21 protein-coding genes are annotated in these 24414 nt (G+C 58.7%); 7 read left to right on the forward strand and 14 right to left on the reverse strand.

Annotated features, from left to right (window positions below):
• Positions 1-16: 16 nt before the first annotated feature.
• The 6 genes from USH94_RS18065 to nasR form a co-directional block, all read right to left on the reverse strand.
• Positions 17-2542, reverse strand: coding sequence for a nitrate reductase (locus tag USH94_RS18065; protein ID WP_111965924.1), 2526 nt, complete (start codon positions 2540-2542; stop codon positions 17-19).
• Positions 2539-6525, reverse strand: coding sequence for a nitrite reductase large subunit NirB (gene nirB / locus USH94_RS18070; RefSeq protein ID WP_111965923.1), 3987 nt, complete (start codon positions 6523-6525; stop codon positions 2539-2541). Before nirB ends, USH94_RS18065 begins: the two co-directional genes overlap by 4 nt.
• A gap of 13 nt (positions 6526-6538) precedes the next feature.
• The gene (locus USH94_RS18075) at positions 6539-7327 is read right to left on the reverse strand and encodes an ABC transporter ATP-binding protein (protein ID WP_033145769.1); all 789 of its coding nucleotides are present in this window, start codon (positions 7325-7327) and stop codon (positions 6539-6541) included.
• A gap of 9 nt (positions 7328-7336) precedes the next feature.
• Positions 7337-8215 carry a nitrate ABC transporter permease gene (gene ntrB, locus USH94_RS18080; protein ID WP_111965922.1) on the reverse strand — a complete coding sequence of 293 codons (879 nt, stop codon included), beginning with the start codon at positions 8213-8215 and terminating at the stop codon, positions 7337-7339.
• A gap of 2 nt (positions 8216-8217) precedes the next feature.
• The gene (locus tag USH94_RS18085) at positions 8218-9465 is read right to left on the reverse strand and encodes a CmpA/NrtA family ABC transporter substrate-binding protein (RefSeq protein WP_111965921.1); all 1248 of its coding nucleotides are present in this window, start codon (positions 9463-9465) and stop codon (positions 8218-8220) included.
• A 227-nt stretch (positions 9466-9692) separates the two neighbouring features.
• A complete protein-coding gene (gene nasR / locus USH94_RS18090) occupies positions 9693-10877 on the reverse strand; it encodes a nitrate regulatory protein NasR (RefSeq protein ID WP_111965920.1) in 1185 nt (394 codons plus the stop codon).
• Positions 10878-10949: 72 nt separating this feature from the next.
• Here nasR and USH94_RS18095 point away from each other — a divergent pair, with 72 nt between their 5' ends.
• The 3 genes from USH94_RS18095 (at position 10950) to USH94_RS18105 (ending at position 13645) form a co-directional block, all read left to right on the forward strand.
• A complete protein-coding gene (locus USH94_RS18095; protein ID WP_111965919.1) occupies positions 10950-11303 on the forward strand; it encodes a DsrE/DsrF/TusD sulfur relay family protein in 354 nt (117 codons plus the stop codon).
• A gap of 106 nt (positions 11304-11409) precedes the next feature.
• Positions 11410-13194, forward strand: coding sequence for a methyl-accepting chemotaxis protein (locus USH94_RS18100; protein ID WP_111965918.1), 1785 nt, complete (start codon positions 11410-11412; stop codon positions 13192-13194).
• 211 nt (positions 13195-13405) lie between these two features.
• Entirely contained in the window at positions 13406-13645 is a 240-nt protein-coding gene (locus tag USH94_RS18105; protein WP_111965917.1) for a DUF1883 domain-containing protein, read from the forward strand.
• A gap of 30 nt (positions 13646-13675) precedes the next feature.
• On the opposite strand, the gene USH94_RS18110 is transcribed toward USH94_RS18105, so the two are convergent.
• Both USH94_RS18110 and chaB read right to left on the reverse strand, forming a co-directional pair.
• Complete coding sequence (locus USH94_RS18110) at positions 13676-14371, reverse strand: gamma-glutamylcyclotransferase (protein ID WP_061097960.1); 696 nt, start codon at positions 14369-14371, stop codon at positions 13676-13678.
• Positions 14372-14548: 177 nt separating this feature from the next.
• Positions 14549-14779 carry a putative cation transport regulator ChaB gene (gene chaB / locus USH94_RS18115; RefSeq protein ID WP_045908986.1) on the reverse strand — a complete coding sequence of 77 codons (231 nt, stop codon included), beginning with the start codon at positions 14777-14779 and terminating at the stop codon, positions 14549-14551.
• A 270-nt stretch (positions 14780-15049) separates the two neighbouring features.
• On the opposite strand from chaB, the gene chaA reads away from it, so the two are divergent.
• On the forward strand, positions 15050-16150 hold the full coding sequence (chaA, locus tag USH94_RS18120) for a sodium-potassium/proton antiporter ChaA (RefSeq protein WP_039024239.1): 1101 nt from the start codon (positions 15050-15052) through the stop codon (positions 16148-16150).
• A 91-nt stretch (positions 16151-16241) separates the two neighbouring features.
• Here chaA and kdsA read toward each other — a convergent pair whose 3' ends face one another.
• From kdsA to hemA, 6 genes are read right to left on the reverse strand one after another with little or no spacing between them, the layout of a single operon-like run.
• On the reverse strand, positions 16242-17096 hold the full coding sequence (kdsA, locus tag USH94_RS18125; protein ID WP_104950756.1) for a 3-deoxy-8-phosphooctulonate synthase: 855 nt from the start codon (positions 17094-17096) through the stop codon (positions 16242-16244).
• Positions 17097-17132: 36 nt separating this feature from the next.
• The gene (sirB1, locus tag USH94_RS18130) at positions 17133-17942 is read right to left on the reverse strand and encodes an invasion regulator SirB1 (protein ID WP_024907069.1); all 810 of its coding nucleotides are present in this window, start codon (positions 17940-17942) and stop codon (positions 17133-17135) included.
• 3 nt (positions 17943-17945) lie between these two features.
• Complete coding sequence (gene sirB2 / locus USH94_RS18135; RefSeq protein WP_111965916.1) at positions 17946-18338, reverse strand: invasion regulator SirB2; 393 nt, start codon at positions 18336-18338, stop codon at positions 17946-17948.
• Positions 18335-19165, reverse strand: a complete 831-nt coding sequence (gene prmC / locus USH94_RS18140) for a peptide chain release factor N(5)-glutamine methyltransferase (protein WP_111965915.1) — start codon at positions 19163-19165, stop codon at positions 18335-18337. Before prmC ends, sirB2 begins: the two co-directional genes overlap by 4 nt.
• On the reverse strand, positions 19165-20247 hold the full coding sequence (prfA, locus tag USH94_RS18145) for a peptide chain release factor 1 (protein ID WP_021240360.1): 1083 nt from the start codon (positions 20245-20247) through the stop codon (positions 19165-19167). The genes prmC and prfA overlap by 1 nt, the downstream gene beginning before the upstream one ends.
• A gap of 41 nt (positions 20248-20288) precedes the next feature.
• Positions 20289-21545, reverse strand: a complete 1257-nt coding sequence (gene hemA, locus USH94_RS18150) for a glutamyl-tRNA reductase (protein WP_024907067.1) — start codon at positions 21543-21545, stop codon at positions 20289-20291.
• A gap of 201 nt (positions 21546-21746) precedes the next feature.
• On the opposite strand from hemA, the gene lolB reads away from it, so the two are divergent.
• The 3 genes from lolB to prs all read left to right on the forward strand — a co-directional run bounded on the left by lolB (position 21747) and on the right by prs (position 24297).
• Positions 21747-22358: a lipoprotein insertase outer membrane protein LolB gene (lolB, locus tag USH94_RS18155; protein ID WP_111965914.1), complete on the forward strand. Its 612-nt coding sequence runs from the start codon at positions 21747-21749 to the stop codon at positions 22356-22358.
• Positions 22355-23224, forward strand: a complete 870-nt coding sequence (ispE, locus tag USH94_RS18160; protein WP_111965913.1) for a 4-(cytidine 5'-diphospho)-2-C-methyl-D-erythritol kinase — start codon at positions 22355-22357, stop codon at positions 23222-23224. Before lolB ends, ispE begins: the two co-directional genes overlap by 4 nt.
• Before the next feature lie 125 nt (positions 23225-23349).
• Positions 23350-24297 (forward strand): ribose-phosphate diphosphokinase, encoded by a 948-nt coding sequence (gene prs, locus USH94_RS18165; RefSeq protein ID WP_003856663.1) that lies wholly within the window; start codon positions 23350-23352, stop codon positions 24295-24297.
• Positions 24298-24414: the final 117 nt, after the last annotated feature.

Below are 24414 nucleotides of genomic sequence, written 5' to 3' on the forward strand. Positions count from 1 at the left end.
ATAAACTCTTATTATGTTAACGCGATAAGCCCTGAAATGCAGTCCTGGCGGACATTTCAGGATTATCCTGAAACAGCCCTTTCAGCTCCGGCACGCAGGAACCACAGTTCGTACCACAGCGCAGCTTCGCCCCCAGCGCGTTGACGGAATCACACCCTCCGACGATCGCCTCCCGTATCGCATTCTCCCCGACGCTGAAACAGCTGCAGATGATGCGTCCCGGATCCGCTTCCTTCCCGACGCTCTGTCCGTTCAGCAAGGCGTGACGTTCTGAGGCCAGCACGGGTGGTGATTGAAAAGCGGCTTCAATCACCGTATGCGCCAGCGCCGGTAACGCGGTGCCCTCCCAGAAGCCCAGCATCAGCTGACCTTCATGCCAGGCCAGCACGCTGCTGCGTTCGCCGGTTTGGGCAACCTGCAGCTGCCAGCCCCGGACGCCGGCGTATTCCATTACCCACGACAGCAAAGGTTTATCGCACGCCACCGTCAGACGTGAGGCTTTGCGCCACCAGTAAACGGAAGAAGGCATTTCCGGCCATTCCCGGGCATAGAGTTCCCCCTGCCAGGCAGGCTGCCACGGCAGAATTCTGACCGCGGTTTGTTTACTCTCCGGCTGGCCCGAAACCGGATCGCAGCGCCCTTCCACCAGCGCATTCACCTTTCCCTGGCGGGCAAACTCAGCGTTCCAGTGCATCGGGGCAAACGCCTCGCCTTCCCGTATCCCGTCATTGATTCGTACTCTGACGACCATCATGCCGCGCGGCGAGCTAATTCGCGCCAGCTGGCCGTCGCACAGGGAAAGCCGAACGGCGTCTGCGGGGCAAACCTCAACAAACGGTTCGGCGATATGCTGCATCAGTCTGGCTACGTATCCCGTTCGGGTCATGGTATGCCACTGATCGCGGATGCGCCCCGAGTTAAGAATCAGCGGGTACAACGCGCTGACCGTCGCACCGTGCGACAGAGGGTTAACGGGAACAATGTTTCGGCGCGGGAAATCCCCCGTCGGCCACTGATAAGGCTCAAGCTGCTCCCACTCCTCACGGGTTAGCGCAGCAAGGTCATGAAGGTTTAACGCACGCGCGCCGTCATTTTCAAAGGCCGTCAGCGCCGCATGTTCGCAAAAAATCTCGTGCGGATGTTGCCAGGCAAAGGCCTCGCCGTAGCCCAGCCGCTTCGCTACCTGCGCGACGATCCACCAGTCCGGCTTCGCCTCGCCCGGCGCAGGCAGAAACGCGCGCTGGCGTGAAATGCGCCGCTCGGAATTGGTCACCGTCCCGTCCTTTTCTCCCCAGCCCAAAGCCGGAAAACGGATATGGGCGAACCGGCTGGTGTCGGTATCGTTCATCACCTCAGAGACCATCACCAGCGGGCAGCCCGCCAGCGCCTGACACACCGCGTGGCTGTCCGGCAGCGACACGGCGGGGTTAGTGCCCATAATCCACACCGCCTTCACCTCACCGCGGGCAATGGCGTCAAACAACTCCACCGCCATCAGCCCCGGCGTCTGCGCCAGCCGTTCCGTTCCCCAGAAACGCGCCACCCGCGAAAGATCGTCCGGCTCAAAGTTCATGTGCGCCGCCAGCTGGTTCGCCAGTCCGCCCACCTCCCTTCCTCCCATCGCGTTTGGCTGTCCGGTCAGCGAAAACGGGCCGCAGCCCGGACGGTTGAACTTCCCGCTGGCAAGATGAACGTTAATAATAGCGTTACACTTGTCGCTGCCGCTGGCGGACTGGTTGATACCCATGGTGTAGAGCGTAATTGCGCGAGGCGCGGTGATAAACCAGTCGTAAAAGGTACCAATGTCTTCTGACGGAAGATCGCAAAACGCCGCCACGCGGGCAATCGGCCACGCCTCGGTCCCCTGAATCAGATTGAGCAATCCTACAAACAGGCCGGCGTCGCTGCCGGGGGCGAGCGCCAGATGCAGGTCAGCAATATCACAGGTGGCGGTTCTGCGCGGATCGATTACCACCACCTTCATCTGCGGGTTGTTGCGCTTCGCCTGCACCAGCCGCTGATAGAGCACCGGATGCGTCCAGGCCGCGTTTGAACCCACCAGCACCACCAGATCGCTGTTTTCGACGTCCTCGTAGCTGCACGGCACCACGTCTTCGCCGAAGGCGCGCTTGTAGCCAACCACCGCCGAAGACATGCAGAGCCGGGAGTTGGTATCGATGTTTGCCGCACCGATAAACCCTTTCATCAGCTTGTTGGCGGCGTAGTAGTCCTCGGTAAGCAATTGTCCGGAGGCGTAAAACGCCACCGCCTGCGGTCCCCATGTGTCGATAATCTCCCGCAGACGCTCCCCTGCCGCGTTCAGCGCCTGCGCCCAGTCCACCTCAAGTCCGTCAACAACGGGGCGCAGCAATCGCCCCTGTAACCCCGTCGTTTCCCCCAGGGCCGATCCTTTCACGCACAGACGTCCCAGGTTCGCAGGATGGGTTTCATCTCCCCGAACGCTGACCGCTTCACCTTCCACGCTGGCAACTACGCCGCAGCCGACCCCGCAGTAGGGGCACGTTGTCCGGGTTTCCGTCATGAAGCCTCCGCACGCATTACCAGGGCGTCGCTGCCAACCCATACCTTGCCGTTTTCAATTTTCACCGGCCAGGCGCGCACCGCGGGTTCGCCGTTCTCTACCTGACAGCCGTCGCGCAGGCGAATGCGCTGCTTATACAGCGGTGAAATCACCACCGGCTCGCCCGCCGCATCGCCAAGAATGCCGCGTGAAAGCACGTTCGCATTACCGCCCGGTTCCCGATCGTCGAGGGCGTAAACGGTTTTGCCAAATCGGAAGAGCGCAATCGGCTTACGTCCAAGCCGCGCGCCGATGCCCGCCTGCTCGGGGATATCGTCGATGCCGCAAATTTCCTGCCAGCGCTTGCTTTCATCCGGCGTGGTGTCGTTCACCGTCGTGCGGAACAGCGCCAGCCGGTTGGGATCGTTAAGCGTGGTTTGCCATTCGCACTGATAGGTTTCCACCACCCGGGCCATCTCCTGCTCCAGCTCGTGGGCGATACCCAGGCTGTCGTTGAGGATCACCTCCCGCAGGTAGTCGAGACCGCCTTCCAGGTTATCCATCCAGGTGCTGGTGCGCTGCAGGCGATCCGCCGTGCGGATGTAGAACATCAGGAAGCGGTCGACGGTGCGGATTAACGTTTCGTCATCCAGATCGCTGGCGAAGAGATCCGCATGGCGCGGCTTCATCCCGCCGTTGCCGCAGAGATAGAGGTTCCAGCCTTTATCGGTGGCAATCACCCCCACGTCTTTGCTCTGCGCCTCCGCGCACTCGCGGGTGCAGCCGGAGACCGCCATTTTGATTTTGTGCGGCGCGCGCAGGCCCTTGTAGCGGTGCTCAAGCCTGACCGCGAGGCCGGTGGAGTCCTGCACCCCGTAGCGGCACCAGGTTGAACCGACGCAGGATTTCACCGTGCGCAGGGATTTCCCGTAAGCGTGCCCGGTTTCAAACCCGGCCTCGACCAGCGCCTGCCAGATCTCAGGCAGTTGTTCCAGAGTGGCGCCGAAAAGGTCGATACGCTGCCCGCCGGTAATTTTGCTGTACAGGCTGTAGCGTTTCGCAATCTGCCCGATGGCGATCAGCCCGTCCGCGGTCACTTCCCCCGCCGGCATGCGCGGCACGATAGAGTAGGTACCGTCTTTCTGGATATTGGCGAAGTAGCGGTCATTGGTGTCCTGCAGCGGCAGGTGTGCCGGTTTCAGCAGATACTCGTTCCAGCACGAGGCAAGCACTGACCCCACCAGCGGCTTACAAATTTCGCATCCGTGTCCCTGTCCGTAGCGGCTGATAAGCTGGTCAAAGGTGCGAATATGGTTGACGCGCACGAGGTGGTAAATCTCCTGGCGCGAGTACGGGAAGTGCTCGCAGATGTCCTTTTTCACCTCCACGCCCTGCTCAGCCAGCTGGAACTCCATCACCTGCTTCACCAGCGCGCTACATCCCCCGCAGCCGGTCGCCGCTTTGGTGCACTGCTTAACGGCGCCGATATCCGTCGCGCCCGAGCTCACCGCCCGGCAGATATCGCCCTTGCTGACGTTATGACACGAACAGATTTGCGCGCTTTCCGGCAGCGCCGCCACGCCGAGCGCTTTCGGCGCGCTGCCTGACGACGCGGGTAAAATCAGCGTTTCCGGCTCTTTTGGCAGGGCTATCCCGTTAAGCATCATCTGCACCAGCGTGGCGTATTCGCTGGCGTCACCCACCAGCACGCCGCCGAGCAGCGTTTTGCCGTCGTGGCTGACCACGATTTTCTTGTAGATTTGCTGCGGACCGTGCGTCCACTGATAGCTCAGCGCCCCCGGCGTGCGCCCGTGAGCGTCGCCGAACGAGGCGACGTCCACGCCGAGCAGCTTGAGCTTAGTGCTCATATCCGCGCCGGCGAAGGTTTTATCCTCACCCGCCAGCGCGGCGGCGGCCACCCGCGCCATCTGATAGCCGGGCGCGACCAGACCGAAGATTTTCCCTTCCCACAGCGCGCATTCGCCGATGGCCATCACGTCCGGATCGGAGGTCTGGCAACCGTCGTCAATGCAGATCCCGCCGCGTTCGCCGATAGCCAGCCCGCTGCTGCGCGCCAGCGCGTCCTGGGGACGAATGCCGGCAGAAAAGACCACCATGTCCGTTTCCAGCTGTTCGCCATCGGCAAAGCGCAGCACCAGCCCGCCGTCCGCCGTGGCGATCTCCGTTGTCGCTTTACTGGTGTGAACGCCGACGCCCAGCGCCTCAATTTTCTTGCGCAGCATCATCGCGCCGTCGTTGTCGAGCTGGACCGCCATCAGGTTAGGCGCAAATTCCACCACGTGGGTTTCCAGCCCGAGCTGCTTCAGGGCATTCGCCGCCTCCAGCCCGAGCAGGCCGCCGCCAATCACCACGCCGCGGCGCGAGCCCGCCGCATGCGCCGCAATGTTGTCCAGGTCGTCAAGGGTGCGGTAGACAAAACAGCCCGGCAAATCGTTGCCCGGCACGGGCGGCACGAACGGGTATGAGCCGGTCGCCAGCACCAGCTTGTCCCAGTGGGTTTCGTGCCCGCTGGCGGTGCGTACAACGCGCGCGTCGCGATCGATAGCGACGACCTGCTGCGACAGGCGCAGCTCAATGCCGTTGTCGGCAAAGAAATTCCCCTCCACCAGCGAGAGCGACGCCGCGCTGCGGCCGCCAAAATATTCCGACAGATGCACGCGGTCGTAGGCGGCATAGCGCTCCTCGCCAAAGACAACGATCTGATACTGCTTATGCAGATTGCGGTTAACGCAGTCTTCGAGAAAATGATGGCCGACCATACCGTGCCCAACCACCACCAGAGTAGGTTTTGTCATAGCATTGTGTCCTGCAACCTGCGGTTGCGTAGTAAAACGATCGAACAGCCAGTCCGCGTGGGCGGGCGCAGCCGTTGCCAGTAAATCGGTAAATGTTGCCGCGCTGCGGCAGTCGCCCATCAGCAGTACGCCAGCCAGCGCCCCCTGATTGATCAGTAAACGGCGATAGTGACGGGTCAGCGGATCCCATGCGCTCCAGACCACGTCGCCCTCCCGCTCTGCCGCGCGACCGAGACTGAACAGCTCCACGCCGGTCACCTTGAGGCGTACGCCGTTGTCAGTCAGGACAAACGGCGCGGTGACGTCCCCAGCCAGCCGCGCGGCAAGGATATCCGCCTGCGCCAGACAGGGGGCGACCAGGCCAAACGTCTGGCCGTCAATTTCGCAGCACTCGCCAATGGCGTAGACGTCCGGCTCGGAGGTTTGCATCTGGTGATCCACCACGATGCCGCGCGCGCAGCGAATGCCGCTGGCCTGCGCCAGCGCGACGCTGGGCTGCACGCCGGTCGCTAGCACCACGCGCGCGGCGGCGATACTGCGTCCGTTAAACAGCGTCACGCTATCTCCGTTCACCGCTGCGATGCCAGAGACGAGCTCACAGCGCACGCCCCGCGCCGCCAGCGCCTCTTCCAGCAGCATTCCCGCCTGCCGATCCAGCTGCTGCTCCATCAGCCACGGACCGCGATGAACAAGCGTGACCTCGTGACCTGAACGCGCCAGCGCAGCCGCCGCCTCAACCCCGAGCACGCCGCCGCCCAGCACCACCGCAGGACCGACGATCGCCTGAATGGCCCGGGTATCTGCCAGGGTACGGAACGTGAACACATGCGGCGCATCGCAGCCGGGGATTGGCGGAATAAAGGGCGTTGATCCGGTGGCAAACACCAGCGCATCCCAATCCAGCGTGCGGGCGGCGGTTTGCACTTCCCGCGTGTCCACGTTTACGGCGATCGCCTTTTCGCCCCGCAGCAACGTCACGCCGCGCGCCTGGTACCAGTCGTCATCCTGAAGACAGATGTCTGCAGCCTGCTTTTCACCGCCCAGCACCGGCGAAAGCTGGATGCGGTTATAGGCATGTTCCGGCTCGTCACCGATGACCGTGATAGCGAAACGACCGGCAGCACGCCCGGTGAGCGAGGCAATCAGCCGTGTAGCCGCCATGCCATTTCCGATAATGACCAGTCGCATCAAAGCCCCCTCGCTACGCCGCTTTTGGCTGCTTTTCATAGAGGAAATGAAGGATCTGCTGGCGCATGTGGTGATAGCGGCTGTCGTCCGCCAGCTGCACCCGGTTGCGCGGGCGCGGCAGATCGACGCGCAGGATCTCCCCGACGGTCGCCGCCGGGCCGTTGGTCATCATCAGCACGCGATCGGAGAGCAGCACCGCCTCGTCCACGTCGTGGGTAATGAGCACGATGGTGGTGTTAAGCGCCTGCTGGATCTGCATTACCGAGTCCTGCAGATGAGCACGCGTCAGCGCATCGAGCGCGCCGAAGGGTTCATCCATCAGCAGCACTTTCGGCTTCATCGCCAGCGCGCGGGCAATCCCGACGCGCTGCTTCATGCCGCCGGAGATCTCCCCCGGGCGCTTGTGCAGGGCGTGCCCCATCTGCACGCGGTCGAGATTGTGTTCAATCCACTCCCTGCGCTCCGCCTTGCTCATGCTGTGGCGAAACACGTGATCTACCGCCAGGGCCACGTTGTCGAAGCAGGTGAGCCACGGCAGCAGCGAGTGGTTCTGGAACACCACCGCGCGCTCCGGCCCCGGCCCGGCGATTTCGCGGTTGTCACAAATCAGCCCGCCTTCCGTCGGCAGGGTAATACCGGCGATGAGGTTCAGCAGCGTCGATTTGCCGCAGCCAGAGTGCCCAATCAGGCTCACGGTTTCGCCCTCGTGGATATCAAAAGAGACGTTCTGCAGCGCCAGAAACTCGCCGCTGGCGGTGGAAAAACGCTGGCTCACGGCCTGGACCTGAATTAATGGTTTCATGTTCGCTCCTTATTTTTCCTGCCAGCTAAAGCGCCGGGCGATCAGCATCAGCCCCTGCTCCAGCAGCAGCCCGACCACGCCAATGATGACGATGGCGATGAGAATGTTTTCGACGTTGAGGTTGTTCCACTCGTTCCAGATCCAGAAGCCGATCCCCAGCCCTCCGGTCAGCATCTCGGCGGCGACAATCACCAGCCAGGCGATGCCGATGGAGAGGCGCACCCCGGTCAGCACCGCGGGCAGCACCGCCGGGAAGAGAATGCGGCGCAGGATGGTCCACTCGGAAAGCTGCAGCACCCGGGCAACGTTGAGGTAGTCCTGCGGAATGCGGCGCACGCCTTCGGCGGTGTTGATCACCATCGGCCAGATAGAGCAGATAAAAATGGTCCAGCTCGACGCGGGCTCCGCTTTCTGGAACAGCAGCAGGCCGATGGGCAGCCAGGCCAGCGGGCTAACCGGGCGTAACAGCGCGATCAGCGGGCCGAACATGCGCGAAAAAAAGGTGAAGCGGCCAATCAGGAAGCCGAGCGGGATCCCGGCGAACGCGGCCAGGCCAAAGCCCACCGCCACGCGCTGTAATGAAGCGAGCACGTTCCAGCCGATGCCCATATCGTTAGGCCCGTCGCGATAAAACGGATCGGCAAACAGAGTAATGGCGGAATCGAGCGTGCTGAGCGGCGTCGGGAAACCTTTGCTGTTAATCGCCGCCAGCTGCCACAGCACGACCAGCAGTCCCAGACCGATTAACGCCGGAATGATGCGCTGAAGGATCGCGTTAATCCGACGCGCAAACGTCGGCGTACGGCGGCGAACCTGCACCGGAGGGAGGACAATCACCTCCCCACTCTCTGGCGTATCTGGTGATTTCGTCTTTTGCAGATGCTGCATAATCAGGCCCCTTTACGATGAATGGCGAAACGGCTGGCGTATCCTTCCGGGTCGGTACCGTTCCAGACGGTGCCGTCCATCAATGTGCTGCTGCGTAATGGTGAAGTCGGTGTGGTGATGCCCCCCACCGCCGTGGCGGCATCCTGCCAGACAGCGGTCTGGTTAATGCGCTGTGCAATACCCGCGTAGTCCGGCGCGGTTTTGAGCAAGCCCCAGCGGCGGAACTGGGTTAAGAACCACATACCGTCGGAGAGATATGGGTAGCTGACGGCCCCCTCGTTGAAGAAACGGATCGGGTGCGCGTCCTGCCAGCGCTGGCCCAGGCCGTTGTCGTACTCGCCGAGCATTCGCCCGGTGAGAAACTGTTCCTTGCAGTTGAGCCACGCCCGGCGGGAGAGGATCCGCGCGGTCTCGCGCTTGTTTTCCGGGGAGGCTTCGATCCAGCGTGCGGCCTCCAGCACCGCGCTGACCAGCGCCCGCGCGGTGTGCGGGTTTTTCTCCACCCAGTCGCGACGCGTGCCGAGGATTTTTTCCGGATGGTCGGCCCAGACAGACTGTGACGTCGCGGCGGTAAAGCCGATGCGGTCGTTAATCGCCCGCGCGTTCCACGGCTCGCCGACGCAAAAGCCGACCATGTTGCCAATGCGCATGTTCATCACCATCTGCGGCGGCGGCACCACCACCGTGCGCACGTCGTCAAAGGGGTTAATGCCCGCGCTGGCCAGCCAGTAGTAGAGCCACATGGCGTGCGTCCCGGTCGGGAAGGTGTGCGCGAAGGTGTAGGTGCCGGGCGCCTGCTGACCAATTAGCTTTTTCAGCCCGTCAAGGTCTCGAACGCCCTTCTCCGCCAGATCGCTGGAAAGCGTAATCGCCTGGCCGTTCTGATTAAGCGTCATCAGGTTTGCCATCTGCTGCGGCTTGCCGGCAATGCCCAGCTCCAGGCCGTACAGCAGGCCGTAGAGAATGTGCGCGGCATCAAGCTCGCCCGCCACCAGCTTGTCGCGCACCGCCGCCCAGCTCGCCTCTTTGGTGGGCACGATGGTAATGCCGTATTTTTTATCAAAGCCTTTCAGCGCCGCGATAACCACGGGCGCGCAGTCGGTCAGCGGGATAAACCCGATGCGCACTGTTTCCTGCTCCGGTTTATCCGAGCCTGCCGCCCATGCGGCCTGCATGATACCCGGTAACAGCATTGCGCCACTCGCCAGCATGCTGGCCTGCAATAAACGCCGTCTCGACAAATCCGCCATGACCACTCCTGAATAAAAACCAAAAAAAAGCGCCCACGATGCCGAAGCACCAGTGGACGCCTTTATCCCGAAGACGAATGCACCGCCGTTGGCGCATCGTCAAAAATGGTTAATCTGATAATGCAAAGCGAATGCCAGGTTTTAACACGCGGTTTTCGCGGTGTATCCCGCTTTACCCTCAGGTTTACGCACCTCAATCAGGCACAAAATGCCCGCTGATTGTGCAGCTACTCCTTTGGTATTACCTGCCACAAATTCTTCACCATGAGCAGCGCGCGGGCGATATCCACCATCCTTTGGTTCTTATCCATCGCCATTTTGCGCAGCGCCGTCCAGGCCTGTTCCTCACTCATATTCTGGTGGGTCATCAAAACGCTTTTCGCTTTATCTATGACTTTGCGCTCTTCAAGCGTATCGCGCAGCGACGCAAGCTGGCGCGAGAGCTGTTCTATCTCACGCGCCTGCTGGCGCACCAGGGTGAGCAACGGTTTTTCCGGGTACTGTATCAGCGGATCGTCCTGCTCATCGGCGGGAGGCACGTACTCATCGTTACGGAAAATACGCTCGTCCACCGCCGTCATCAGATCGGCGATGAGCGTCTCCTCCAGCGCGCGCAGATGCTCAAGGCGCGCGGTTTGCAGCGCAAACCAGGCCAGTGCGGTATGGCCGTTATCGGCGGCGGGCTGGCGGGTGCAGGCCACCCTTCGTAGCTGCTCCGTTTCACGATCGGGCTGGCAGTTTAAGGCAAAGGTGGCCTGTACCTCAGCGTGGCTGTGCGAGAGAAAGATTTCAAAGCAGGCCTGCTGCCCGTCGATGCGGTCAACCAGCCTCTGGCGAGTCACATCATCGAAAAAACCCTGCGTGAAGCCAATCGCCCCCAGCGCCCGCTCCTGTCCCGCCAGCTCCTTGCCCTGCATCAGGCTATAAAGCGCGACAAAACGTCCTGCGATTTGCGGATCGTCAATGCTGTCATTAAGCTGCGGTACGATACTGAGCAGATGGCGAAGCATGCGGGAGTAGTGTTCCATCGCCTGGGGTGCCGTTACCGTTTGCTGAATCACACCGTCGCGCAGCGCGGGAAGCATATCCAGGCTCAGGAGCGCGCCGCCGATGCGTTCACAGACGGCACTTCCCGGAATCGGCGACTGTGTTTCAAGAATGCCGTAAAGGGCTGCGAGGTTTTCATCCACCAGCGCCCGGCTGGCTTTGCATTCGGGGGCGTAAAGCTTACCCTGTGAGCAGAGCCAGACGTTGGACGCCCCACGCTCGCACTGTAACATGTGCACCAGTTGGCTAATGCCGTGCACAAGCTCGCCAAGCTGTGACAGCTTGCTGAGCTGCTCCCGGCGCATCATCTTTGCGCGCTCGAGCCATTCGGCAGCGCCTGGCGAAATGCCAGCCATTAATGTCATGCTTTCTCTCCGGAACAGCGAAACTCGGGAATGCTAAGCAATATTCGTGCCTTTATAAGAACAGGAGTCAACATGCAAAAGATTTTGATCGTCGCCAACGGTGCGGCCTACGGCAGCGAATCCCTTTTTAACAGCCTGCGCTTGGCGATTGCGCTGCGTGAAAAAGAGAGTGACCTCGCGTTACGACTCTTTTTAATGTCGGACGCGGTCACCGCGGGCCTGAAGGGACAAAAACCAGCCGAGGGCTATAACATTCAGCAGATGCTGGAGATCCTGACCGCGCAAAACGTACCTGTGAAGCTTTGCAAGACCTGCACCGATGGCCGCGGTATTACCGGTCTGCCGCTGATTGATGGCGTAGAGATTGGTACGCTGGTTGAGCTGGCCGAGTGGACGCTGTCCGCGGATAAAGTATTAACTTTTTAATAATAAACCCGTAAAAATATTATTTTCTTATGGACGCGGTTTCAGCATCAAGTTTACCTGCGGGGTTGCCGATAGGCATGGAAACAACACAGCAGGTATTTCACTTATGTTCAGATCGATTCGTGCACGCATCATCGCGACGACGGCAGGCTGTCTGGTCGTCGCACTTCTCCTTAATACCGTTATTAACTTCCAGGTCACGCGCCAGGATAACCAGCAGTCCCAGCGCGATATTCTGACCAGCACCAGCGCCAGCCATAACATGGCGATTGCCGACTGGGTAAAAAGCAAGATGGCGGTGATCGCCTCCGCGCAAACCGTTGCGTTGAGTGAAGACCCGGTTCCGGTGTTTAAACAGCTTGCGCAGGCGGGTGGCTTCACCAACGTTTATGTTGGCTACGCCAGCAAAACGGCGAAATTCTCTGAACCGGCGGGTGTCCCGGCGGACTATGACCCGACTATCCGCCCGTGGTATCAGCAGGTGGTCAGCACGGACGGTCCGGTTGTCACCGCGCCCTACGTTGACGCGGGGACCGGCAAACTGGTGGTAACCTTCGCCGTGCCGGTAAAAGAGAATGGTACGCTGAAAGCGGTGGTGGCGGGCGATGTGGCGATGGACAGCGTGGTGGCTAACGTGCGCGGGATCCATCCAACCCCAGCCAGCAGCGGGTTGCTTCTGAACAGTGACGGCAGCGTGATTGCCGCTAACGATCCGGCGCTCACGCTTAAACCATTCGCTGAGACGATCAAAGGCATTGATTTTGCTGCGCTGAAAAGCGGTAACCTCGTCGACGGAACGCTGAACGGCGCTGAAAAAACCTTCGTGGCGACAGCCGTGCCGGGCACAAACTGGCTGTTAGTCGTCGCGCTCGACAACGGTGATGCCACCTCCGGCATGCGTTCCCTGCTTAAAGCCTCGGCGATTTCGCTGGTGATCCTGGCACTGCTGAGCGCGGCCATTGTGCATTTCCTGATTGCCCGCCTGCTCAAGCGTTTGTCAGACATTCGCGACGCGATGCACAACATTGCTAACGGGACTAACGATCTGTCCCAGCGCCTGCCGGACAACGGCGAGGACGAGGTTGCGCAGATTGCGCAGGCCTTTAACGCCTTCAGCGATAAGCTGTCGGTGGTGATGGTGCAGCTCCGTGATGCCAGCGAATCGGTTAAAAACGCTGCGCAGGAGATTGCCGCCGGTAACCAGGATCTTTCCGGACGTACCGAGCAGGCCGCATCCAGCCTGCGCGAGACGGCCAGCGCCGTGGAGCAGATCACCGCCTCCGTGACCCAGTCGAACGAATCGGCGGCAGAAGCGAATGACCAGGCGAGCAAAGCCTCAGCGGCCGCTGCGCGCGGCGGCGAGGTGGTATCCCAGGCGATCAGCACTATGCAGTCCATCGAAGTCGCGTCGGCTAAAATTGGCGATATCACCAGCGTGATTGACGGCATCGCGTTCCAGACCAACATTCTGGCGCTGAACGCCTCCGTCGAGGCGGCGCGTGCGGGTGAGCAGGGACGCGGGTTTGCCGTGGTGGCAGGCGAAGTGCGTAACCTGGCGAGCCGCAGCGCCCAGGCGGCGAAAGAGATCAAATCGCTGATCGATTCCACCACCGACAGCGTGGCCACCGGCTCCCGCTACGTGCACCTGGCCGGGGAAAGCATGGACGAGATCCGCTCCAGCATCGGCAGCGTCTCCGGCATTATGCGCGAAATTTCCATCGCCACCAGCGAGCAGATGAAAGGGATTCATGAGATCAACCACGCGGTGACCCATCTCGACAGAATGGTTCAGCAGAACGCCGAGCTGGTCGTGGAATCCGCCGCCGCTGCGGGTGCCCTGCAGAGCCAGGCGGGCGACCTTGCTGAAACAGCCGGTCATTTCCGCATTTAATTTTCTCGCGGCGCGCGTTTAGCGGGTAAAACGCGCGCCAGCTGAAATTTTGAGGGATTTTGTCATTTTTGTTTAATCGTTATGCCATTTTTTGATCAAAATCAGCATCCCACCCCCTCCCCTTTGGTGTTATGCCATGAGTGAATTGTGAACAACATCACGCTCGGATATGGCTGCAGGGAGAGCGTTGTTTAAGACTACGGGGTAAAAAATGGCACTGGTAAAAACAAGTTTGAAACTGTTTGGCGGGGATACGGTGGTGGTGCGTTGCTCAGAACGCTGTCGTATTCATCTGATGAGTTCGAAAGCACAAAAACAGTCCCAGGCGGATATTCTCACCGTACAGGATGATAAGGCCTGGCTTACAGTGCCCTACACCGGCACATGGGATGTGCTGATTGACAGCCACAGTCAGTCTCTGGAGCATTCCATCAGCTACGTGGCAGCATAATATTAAACGCCCGGCAAGCCGGGCGTAATATCAGGCAAAACCCGGTCGCAGCGTGCCGTTGAGCGGGTTCCCTTCCAGCAGCGCCTTCACCTTCACCACCAGTTCATTCAGACAATCGTCCTGCATGCCGAGGCGGGTCAACTCCTGATCGAGGGAGAAGAGATACTGCGCGTTGGTACCCAGCGGTCCGCTGGCGGCGGCAATTAACGGAGCAATCACCTGCGTGCGGGTATCCGCTTCATACAGCGGATGGCGGGGGTCCATGATAAACACCAGCGCATTGACGGTGCGTCCGTCGTCCAGTTCCAGCTTGCACCAGCTTGGCATGTAGCAGCCGGTGATCATCTCGCGCTTCCAGAGCAGCGTAAGCTCCTCTTCCAGCGTGGCATCCGGCAGGCGATACGCCACGCCAGTGGTGCGCCCGCCCTCTTTCAGTGCAAGCATGCGCCCGGGCTGGCACGCGCTGCCGCGTCCGGCCGTCAGACGCAGGCAAAATGCGCGGTGCCAGCCAGGCAGCGTTCCCGTTGCCGATTCGACAAATTCGAGCGCCGGGTTCCACATCAGGGAGCCGTAGCCAAAAATCCATACCGGGCCATCATCCGGGCGGCAGGCAAGCGTGGCAGCGAGCGACGCCGCACGTTGTTCAGCTGACCAGAGAAGCGATTCCTCAATAGCACCAAATGCCGTCTTACAATCTGCCTTCATTAAGAAATCACGCGTTAACACTTTCCACCTCCGCCACTGCATGCTTCCTTGCGACATCTGTAATTCGCCTTCCCGGCCTTAGGTGCTGGTCATTTTACCAGCAGTTGAATAACGATAAGCAATTAGCGGACCAGTTGCAATACAGCGGCAATTCAACCGCCTGAAAAGTCAAAATGAAGGCAGCGAATTATTTCACGGCTATTTCTTTTTATGCCATTTATCGTCGTCTCCTTTTTCATATTCATGTTTTACGGCGGCCCAGGCGACTTTGTGGGCCGTCTCTTCACGGCTGGCATCATCCCGGCGATCTTCCTTGTCTTTGTATTGATCCCAGGCGCTGTTAAACGCCTCTTTATAGATATCCTGCGCGTGAGCGGGCAGCACGTTTTGCACGTTATCGGGTAATTCGCGTTTCGTTTTATATGGCATCACTCACCTCTCTTTTGCTTAAAGAGATAAGTGTGGACGACGATATGCCAGCGTGCCACCCGGCCTTAATTTATGGATTAACATTACATGTAATTATTTGTTATTTAATAAATATTATGTGAAAGCTGTCAATTACAGGAGTCAGGCGTTAAATTTATGAAAAAGGGTAAAATTAAGTAAAAAATAAAGGGTATTTAACAGAGATCTGTTAGTTTAATGCCCTTAAAAATCTATCTATAATTACAAGCACCTGCATTGATGGAGAAGCACATGACAGCAACACACGAGGCGGTAAAGACCCGCCACAAGGAGACGTCACTCATTTTCCCGGTTCTGGCACTGGCTGTGCTGCTCTTCTGGGGAAGCAGTCAGTCACTGCCAGTGGTGGTTGGTATCAATATTCTTGCCCTGGTCGGCATCTTAACCAGCGCATTTAGCGTCGTTCGCCATGCGGACGTCCTGGCCCACCGTCTGGGCGAGCCGTATGGTTCTTTAATTCTCAGCCTTTCCGTTGTTATTCTCGAAGTTAGCCTGATTTCCGCGCTCATGGCGACCGGCGATGCAGCGCCGACGCTGATGCGCGATACGCTTTACTCGATCATTATGATTGTGACGGGTGGTCTGGTGGGCTTCTCTCTGCTGTTGGGTGGGCGTAAATTCGCGACCCAGTATATGAACCTGTTTGGCATCAAACAGTATCTGATTGCCCTCTTCCCGCTTGCCATTATCGTGCTGGTCTTCCCGATGGCGCTGCCGGGTGCAAACTTCTCCACCGGTCAGGCGCTGCTGGTCGCGCTGATTTCCGCCGCCATGTACGGCGTGTTCCTGTTGATTCAGACCAAAACGCACCAGAGCCTGTTTGTGTATGAGCATGAAGACGACGGCGACGACGATGATCCGCACCACGGTAAGCCGTCGGCCCACAGCAGCGCGTGGCATACGGTTTGGCTGATCGTACATCTGATTGCGGTGATTGCCGTTACCAAGATGAACGCTAACCCGCTGGAGACGCTGTTAACCGAGCTGAACGCGCCGGTGGCGTTTACCGGCTTCCTGGTGGCGCTGCTGATCCTTTCCCCTGAAGGGCTGGGCGCGCTGAAAGCGGTGTTGAATAATCAGGTGCAGCGCGCAATGAACCTGTTCTTCGGCTCCGTGCTGGCAACGATTTCACTCACCGTACCGGTGGTGACGCTGATTGCCTTTATGACCGGTAACGAGCTGCAGTTTGCGCTGGGTGCGCCGGAGATGATCGTGATGGTAGCATCATTGCTGCTGTGCCAGATTTCGTTCTCCACCGGGCGCACCAACGTGCTGAACGGAGCGGCGCATATGGCGTTGTTTGTTGCGTATCTGATGACGATATTTGCGTAAGAGTGGGCCGGTGCAGGCTGATGCCCCCACCCTAACCCTCTCCGCCAGGGAGAGGGAGGCATAAAAAAACCCGCCGAAGCGGGTTTTTTTATTATTTGCTGGTATCCAGCTCGTCGAAGCTCTTCACCAGATCGTCAATCGCTTTGATCTGTTTCAGGAACGGCTCAAGCTTATCCAGCGGCAGCGCGGATGGACCGTCGCATTTTGCGTTATCCGGATCCGGGTGCGCTTCAATGAACAGGCCAGCCAGGCCGGTTGCCATACCGGCGCGCGCCAGTTCGGTCACCTGAGCACGGCGGCCGCCGGACGCGGCGCCAAACGGGTCGCGGCACTGCAGAGCATGGGTCACGTCGAAAATCACCGGAGACTGGTTAGAGACGTTCTTCATTACGCTGAAGCCCAGCATATCCACGACCAGGTTGTCGTAACCGAAGTTTGCACCACGGTCGCACAGGATGACCTGATCGTTACCACCTTCGATAAACTTATCGACGATGTTACCCATCTGGCCCGGGCTGACGAACTGTGGTTTTTTCACGTTGATCACGGCACCGGTTTTCGCCATCGCGGCCACCAGGTCGGTCTGGCGAGCCAGGAATGCCGGGAGCTGAATCACGTCCACCACGTCTGCCACCGGCTGCGCCTGGGAGGCTTCATGCACGTCGGTGATCACTTTCACGCCAAAGGTCTGCTTCAGCTCCTGGAAAATTTTCATACCCTCTTCCAGACCCGGGCCACGGTAAGAGTTGATGGAGGAGCGGTTGGCTTTGTCAAAAGAGGCTTTAAACACGTACGGGATGCCCAGCTTCTGGGTCACGGTAACGTAGTGTTCGCAGATACGCATGGCGAGATCGCGGGATTCCAGCACGTTCATGCCGCCAAACAGTACGAACGGCAGGTCGTTTGCTACCTTGATATCACCAATGCTAACCACTTTTTGTTTCATAGGATCGCCTTATTCAGGTGTGAATCGGAATTAAGATTAATGCAGTGTAATTTGTTTGTGCGAGATCGCGTTGATCTGCGCACGAATCATTTCGCTAATAGGGTCTTCCGGGCACTGCTCGACGAAATAGCTCAGATCGTTCAGCGCCACGTGCTCGCAGTCGAGCTGGGCATAAATCAGCCCTCGGTCGCGGATTTCGTACGGATCTTCCGGGTTGAACTGCAGCAGTACTTCACTGGCGCGCAACGCCAGCTCCATCTGACGCTCTTCCATTAAAGCGGACTTTAGCGTGTCCAGCAGCTTACGAATGACCTCTGCGTTATCCGCCTCGTCGAGATCTTCGTTGAAGAGTTCAGCCACCGGGCTAATATTGCCTTTCAGCCATACGTCCAGCGTATGTTCATCCAGCGTGTCGCCGTTGAAAGGATTAATGAGCCACATTTCGCCGTCCAGCCACTCAGCACGCAGGATCATCTGCGTCGGGAAAATGACCGGGACCAGCGGAATATCCAGACGGTGCGCGACCCACAGCAAAATAGAACCCAGCGCCACGGCGCTGCCCTGACGATTTTTTAAGACCTGGTCCAGCCATAATGCGTCAGACAGGCGATACACGCCCCGCGTGTCGCAGAAACCCCATTCGCCGTAGAAAAGCTCAAGCAGCTTCTCTAATTGCCAGTCTTGCGGTCGCGCCTGATTAATCTCTTCACGCGCCAGGCTGACCAGATTCTCCAGCTCATCGTAGACAAACTGCGACGTAAAATCGTCGCGAATCATCTCTGAAATCAGGATCATGCCATCGCAAAGCGGCACTTTATTAAATTCGAAATCGGCTAAGGACCTCATGACTTACCCCAGTAACGGTATTCTTGTGGTGGCGAGTTTAATGATGATGTACAGCACCACCAGACCCAGCAGAAAGGCGATAAACCCGACCTGCTGGCTGCGCGGACGACGACGCCCAAGCGCGATAAAACCCAAAACGATGTAGATGATAACGCCAAACAGCTTTTCAGTCAGCCATGCGCCTTTATCAGTAAATGGCAGATAGCCGGTCTTCCACATAAGCCCGGCACCGGAAAGGAGCAACACCGTGTCAATACAGTGTGGCGCGATACGCACCCAGCGGGCATCCATCAGCGGATTGTTGCTGTAGCGCCACCAGTAACGGACGATGAAAAAGGTGATGGTCAGCGCAACGGAAATCAAGTGGACGGTAATAAGTACGGTAAAAAGGCTCATAACCACTGCCCCAGCGTCAGGCGCTCATTGCCGCCGTAGTCGCGGCAGGTTTGGACAGCGGCGTAGCCTGCTTGCATAAACAGCGCTCGCACGGCTTCCCCCTGCGTCCAGCCATGCTCCACCAGCAGCCAGCCACCGGGAAGTAAATGTTGTCGTGACGTTGTCACAATGTGATCAAGATCGGCTAATCCCGCGTTGGCAGCAACCAGCGCCGTGAGCGGTTCAAAGCGAACATCTCCCTGCGCAAGGTGCGGATCATGTTCGTCGATGTAGGGAGGATTGCTGACAATCATCGCAAATGAACGATTCTCAAGCGCAGCAAACCAGCTGCTTTGCAGCACCGTCACGTTACTGAGCCCGATTCGTTCCACGTTACGCTGCGCCAGCGTGACCGCATCAGGCATCACGTCCACCGCCGTAACGGTGCAGTCCGGCCGCTCGCTGGCGAGCGCCAGCGCGATGGCCCCGGTGCCTGTACCGAGATCGAGAATGCTGCAGGCCTCCGCAGGTAAACGCGCCAGCGCCTGCTCAACCAGACACTCGGTGTCCGGACGCGGGATCAGCGTTGCCGCCGAAACGTACAGCGGTAACGACCAGAACTCGCGCTCGCCGACAAGGTGCGCCACCGGCTCGCCGGTTTTACGGCGGGCAAGCAGCGCGGCGAGCTGTGCTTCCTGTTCCGCGGTCAGTTCAGTTTCGCCGAAGGCCAGCAGGTACGTGCGGGCTTTACCCGTCACATGCTCAAGCAAAATTTCGGCATCGCGTTTAGGGCTTTCACTTTCGGAAAGCTCACCGGCAGCCTCACATAACCAGCGCTGAAAATCCATTATTCCTGCTCGGACAGTGCCGCCAGCTGGTCGGCCTGGTATTCCTGCACGATAGGCTCAATCAGCATGTCCAGCTTGCCTTCCATCACCTCGTCCAGACGGTACAGCGTCAGGTTGATGCGGTGGTCGGTTACGCGCCCCTGCGGGAAGTTGTAGGTGCGGTTTCGGTCGCTGCGATCGCCGCTGCCCAGCAGGTTACGACGCGTGGATGCTTCCGCCTGCTGGCGTTTCGCCATTTCGGCCGCGTGGATACGCGCGCCCAGCACCGACAACGCTTTGGCTTTGTTTTTATGCTGGGAACGCTCGTCCTGACATTCGACAACTATACCGGTTGGCAGGTGGGTAATACGAATGGCGGAATCAGTGGTGTTAACGTGCTGACCGCCCGCGCCAGAGGAGCGGAAAGTATCAATACGCAGGTCCGCCGGATTGATGTCCGGCAGTTCCGCTTCCGGCAGCTCCGGCATCACCGCCACCGTACAGGCGGAGGTGTGAATGCGGCCCTGAGATTCGGTGGCCGGTACGCGCTGCACGCGGTGACCGCCGGATTCAAACTTGAGACGTCCATACACGCCGTCGCCGCTGATCTTGGCGATAACCTCTTTATAGCCACCGTGTTCGCCTTCGTTGGCGCTCATGATCTCCACGCGCCAGCGACGCGACTCGGCGTAGCGGCTGTACATGCGGAACAGATCCCCGGCAAACAGCGCCGCTTCGTCACCGCCGGTACCGGCGCGAACTTCCACAAAGGCGTTACGCTCATCGTCCGGATCTTTCGGCAGGAGAAGTACCTGAAGCTGCTGCTCCATCTCTTCAGAACGCGCTTTCGCATCCTGCAGCTCTTCCTGCGCCATCTCGCGCATTTCAGGATCGTCGAGCATCATCTGCGCGGTTTCGATATCTTCCTGAACCTGTCGCCAGTCGGTAAAGCATTTAGAAACATCACTTAACTGCGCGTATTCACGTGAAAGGGCGCGAAAACGTTCCTGGTCCGCAATGGTCCCGGCATCCCCGAGCAGCGCCTGTACTTCTTCATGGCGCTCGTGCAGAGCTTCCAGTTTAGCGACGATAGAAGGCTTCATAGGCGTAAGTGCACCTTGTCTTAGAAAATGGGTATAGGGCGCTATTCCAGCCCGAGGCTGTTGCGCAGAATAGTCAGGCGTTCATCATCCCCGTCACGGGCGGCCTGCTGAAGAGATTTGGTTGGTGCATGGATAAGGCGGTTGGTCAGTTTCCACGCCAGATCCTGCATAATTGCGTGCGCGTCACCGCCCTGTTCAAGGGCCGCTAACGCTTTGGCAGTCAGGTCATCACGCACCTGCTCCGCCTGTCCGCGATACTCGCGGATGGTCTCGCTGACGCTTTGCGCGCGCAGCCAGGCCATAAACTCACTGGTTTCCTGCTCAACGATGGTTTCCGCCTGAACCGCCGCCGCTTTACGCTGCGCGAGGTTGTGCGAAATGATGCTTTGCAGGTCATCCACGCTGTAAAGGTAGGCGTTAGGCAGCTTGCCCACTTCCGGCTCTACATCGCGCGGGACGGCGATATCCACCAGCAGCATCGGCTGATTACGACGGGACTTCAGCGCACGCTCCACCATCCCTTTTCCGATAATCGGCAGCGGGCTGGCGGTAGAGCTGATGATAATGTCCGCCTCTTTAAGGCGTTCATCGATGTCGCTCAGGGCAACCACCTCTGCCCCCACTTCATCCGCCAGCACCTGCGCGCGTTCGCGGGTGCGGTTAGCGATGATCATCTTTTTCACTTTATGCTCGCGCAGATGGCGCGCCACAAGTTCGATGGTTTCGCCCGCGCCCACCAGCATCACGGTGACGGTAGAAAGGGATTCAAAGATTTGGCGCGCAAGGGTGCAGGCCGCGAAAGCAACAGAAACCGCACTGGCACCAATGTCGGTTTCGGTTCGCACACGCTTCGCCACGGAGAACGACTTCTGGAACATGCGCTCCAGCTCGCTGGCCTTCAGATGCCCTTTTTGTGAGTCGGCAAACGCTTTTTTCACCTGACCGAGAATTTGCGGCTCGCCCAGCACCAGCGAATCCAGACCGCTGGCCACGCGCATCAGATGGCTGACGGCATCGTTATCCTGATGCCAGTACAGGCTGTTGCGCAGCTCGTCTTCGTTGAGATTGTGGTAGTCGCATAGCCAGCGGATCAGCGCTTCGTGCAGGTTGTCCTGCTCTTCCACGCTTAAATAGAGCTCGGTACGGTTGCACGTCGAGAGCACCACGCCACCCTGCACCATCGGCTGTGCAAGCAGGCTGTCCAGCGCCAGGTCAAGCGTATCCGGCGAAAACGTTACGCGTTCTCGCAGCGAAACCGGGGCTGTTTTGTGGTTGATACCGAGTGCTAATAGGGTCATGTTGAGCGGGAGTAGTACCAGCGTTAATAAGGTTAGCAGAACGCATCATACAGGATGCGCGAGATCAATAAAAGAGACAGCCCCCTTTCGGAGTAATAGGTTACACAGCGCTTTGAGATAATTTGAACGTAGACGGTAGCCCCCTTCGACGCTAGCATTAACAGTCATAACTGCAACGTATCTCAAGGATTTGTCCTCATTATGACCCGACTGATTCGCCTGCTGCCGCTGGCAGCACTGGTTCTGACCGCCTGTACCGTCACCCAACCAAAAGGCCCGGGCAAAAGCCCTGATTCACCGCAGTGGCGTCAGCACCAGCAGGACGTCCGTAATTTGAACCAGTACCAGACCCGCGGCGCTTTCGCTTATCTCTCTGACGAGCAAAAGGTTTATGCCCGCTTCTTCTGGCAGCAGACGGGGCAGGACAACTACCGCCTGCTGCTGCTGAACCCGCTGGGCAGCACCGAGCTGGAGCTTATCGCGAAACCGGGCGAAGCGCAGATCACCGATAACAAAGGCCAGCACTATACCGCGACCGATGCCGAAGAGATGATTGGCAAGCTGACCGGGATGCCTATCCCGCTCAACAGTCTGCGCCAGTGGATCCTGGGCCTGCCGGGTGACGCCACCGACTACACCCTGGACGACCAGTACCGTCTGAGCCAGGTGAACTACCCCCAGAACGGCAAAACCTGGAAAGTGGTGTACAGCGCCTATGACAGTAAGAGTAAACCGTCGCTGCCATCGAATATGGAACTGACTCAGGGAAGCCAGCGCATCAAGCTGAAAATGGACAACTGGATCGTTAAATGATGACCCACTGGCCCTCTCCGGCGAAGCTAAACCTGTTTTTATACATTACCGGCCAGCGCGCTGACGGCTATCACACGCTGCAGACGCTGTTTCAGTTTATTGACTATGGCGACACGATCTCCATTGAACAGCGCCAGGACGGGCAGATTTGCCTCCTGACCCCGGTCGAGGGCGTGGCGCATGAGGAGAACCTGATCGTGCGCGCCGCGCGTCTGCTGATGAAAGCCGCAGCGGAATCGGGCCGTCTACCCGCGGGAAGCGGCGCGGAAATCCGTATTGAGAAGCGGCTGCCGATGGGCGGTGGTCTGGGCGGTGGCTCATCCAACGCTGCAACCGTGCTGGTTGCGCTGAACCATCTCTGGGGCTGCGGGCTGTCGAAGGATGAACTGGCAGCACTGGGCTTGACGCTGGGGGCTGATGTCCCGGTATTTGTGCGCGGTCATGCGGCCTTTGCCGAGGGCGTGGGGGAAATCCTCTCCCCTGTAGAACCGCCGGAAAAATGGTACCTGGTTGCCCATCCTGGCGTAAGCATTCCGACCCCGGTCATCTTTAAAGATCCTGACCTGAAAAGGAATACCCCGGTTCGGTCAATAGAAACGTTATTAAATTGTGAATTCAGCAACGATTGCGAGGATATCGCAAGAAAACGTTTTCGCGAGGTTGATGCGGTGCTTTCCTGGCTGTTAGAATACGCGCCGTCGCGCCTGACTGGTACAGGAGCCTGTGTCTTTGCTGAATTTGACACCGAATCCGCCGCTCGTCAGGTGCTTGAGCAAGCGCCGGTTTGGCTGCATGGTTTTGTAGCACGTGGGATGAACACCTCCCCCCTACAGCAGGCCATTCTGGCGCAGACTGAGTTTCGGTGACAACGTCACCCTGTTCCAGACGTTGCATCGCGCTCTTTAATACACCGCCTGGATAGCCTTTGCCTGGCCCGCACAGTTTACGGCGAACGCTATCCACCACTGGACGCATGCCTGAGGTTCTTCTCGTGCCTGATATGAAGCTTTTTGCTGGTAACGCCACCCCGGAACTAGCACAACGTATTGCCAACCGCCTGTACACTTCCCTCGGCGACGCCGCCGTAGGTCGCTTTAGCGACGGCGAAGTCAGCGTACAAATTAACGAAAATGTACGCGGTGGTGATATTTTCATCATCCAGTCCACCTGTGCTCCAACGAACGACAACCTGATGGAACTGGTTGTTATGGTCGACGCTCTGCGTCGCGCTTCCGCAGGCCGTATCACTGCTGTAATCCCTTACTTCGGCTATGCACGTCAGGACCGTCGCGTCCGTTCCGCGCGTGTGCCAATTACCGCTAAAGTTGTCGCTGACTTCCTGTCCAGCGTTGGCGTTGACCGCGTACTGACCGTTGACCTGCACGCTGAGCAGATCCAGGGCTTCTTCGACGTCCCGGTTGATAACGTATTCGGCAGCCCAATCCTGCTGGAAGACATGCTGCAGCTGAACCTGGATAACCCAATCGTGGTTTCTCCGGACATCGGCGGCGTGGTACGTGCCCGTGCTATCGCTAAGCTGCTGAATGATACCGACATGGCGATCATCGACAAACGTCGTCCGCGCGCTAACGTTTCTCAGGTGATGCACATCATCGGTGACGTGGCTGGCCGCGACTGTGTGCTGGTCGACGACATGATCGATACCGGCGGTACGCTGTGTAAAGCGGCTGAAGCGCTGAAAGAGCGTGGTGCTAAGCGCGTGTTCGCGTACGCGACTCACCCGATCTTCTCCGGTAATGCCGTAAACAACCTGCGCAACTCCGTCATTGACGAAGTTGTAGTATGCGATACCATCCCACTGAGCGACGAGATCAAGGCACTGCCAAACGTGCGTACCCTGACCCTGTCCGGGATGCTGGCCGAAGCGATTCGTCGTATCAGCAACGAAGAATCCATCTCTGCAATGTTCGAACACTAATCGAACACGGCCGAAAAACCCGCTGCGGCGGGTTTTTTTGTCTCCGGGTTTTATTTGTATGATTAATGCCTCCTTCACCTGCCATTCATATGACAGATGATGCGCATACGGATGATA

The organism is Enterobacter sp. 148H3 (assembly GCF_034107425.1).
Classification (GTDB): Bacteria; Pseudomonadota; Gammaproteobacteria; order Enterobacterales; family Enterobacteriaceae; genus Enterobacter; species Enterobacter vonholyi.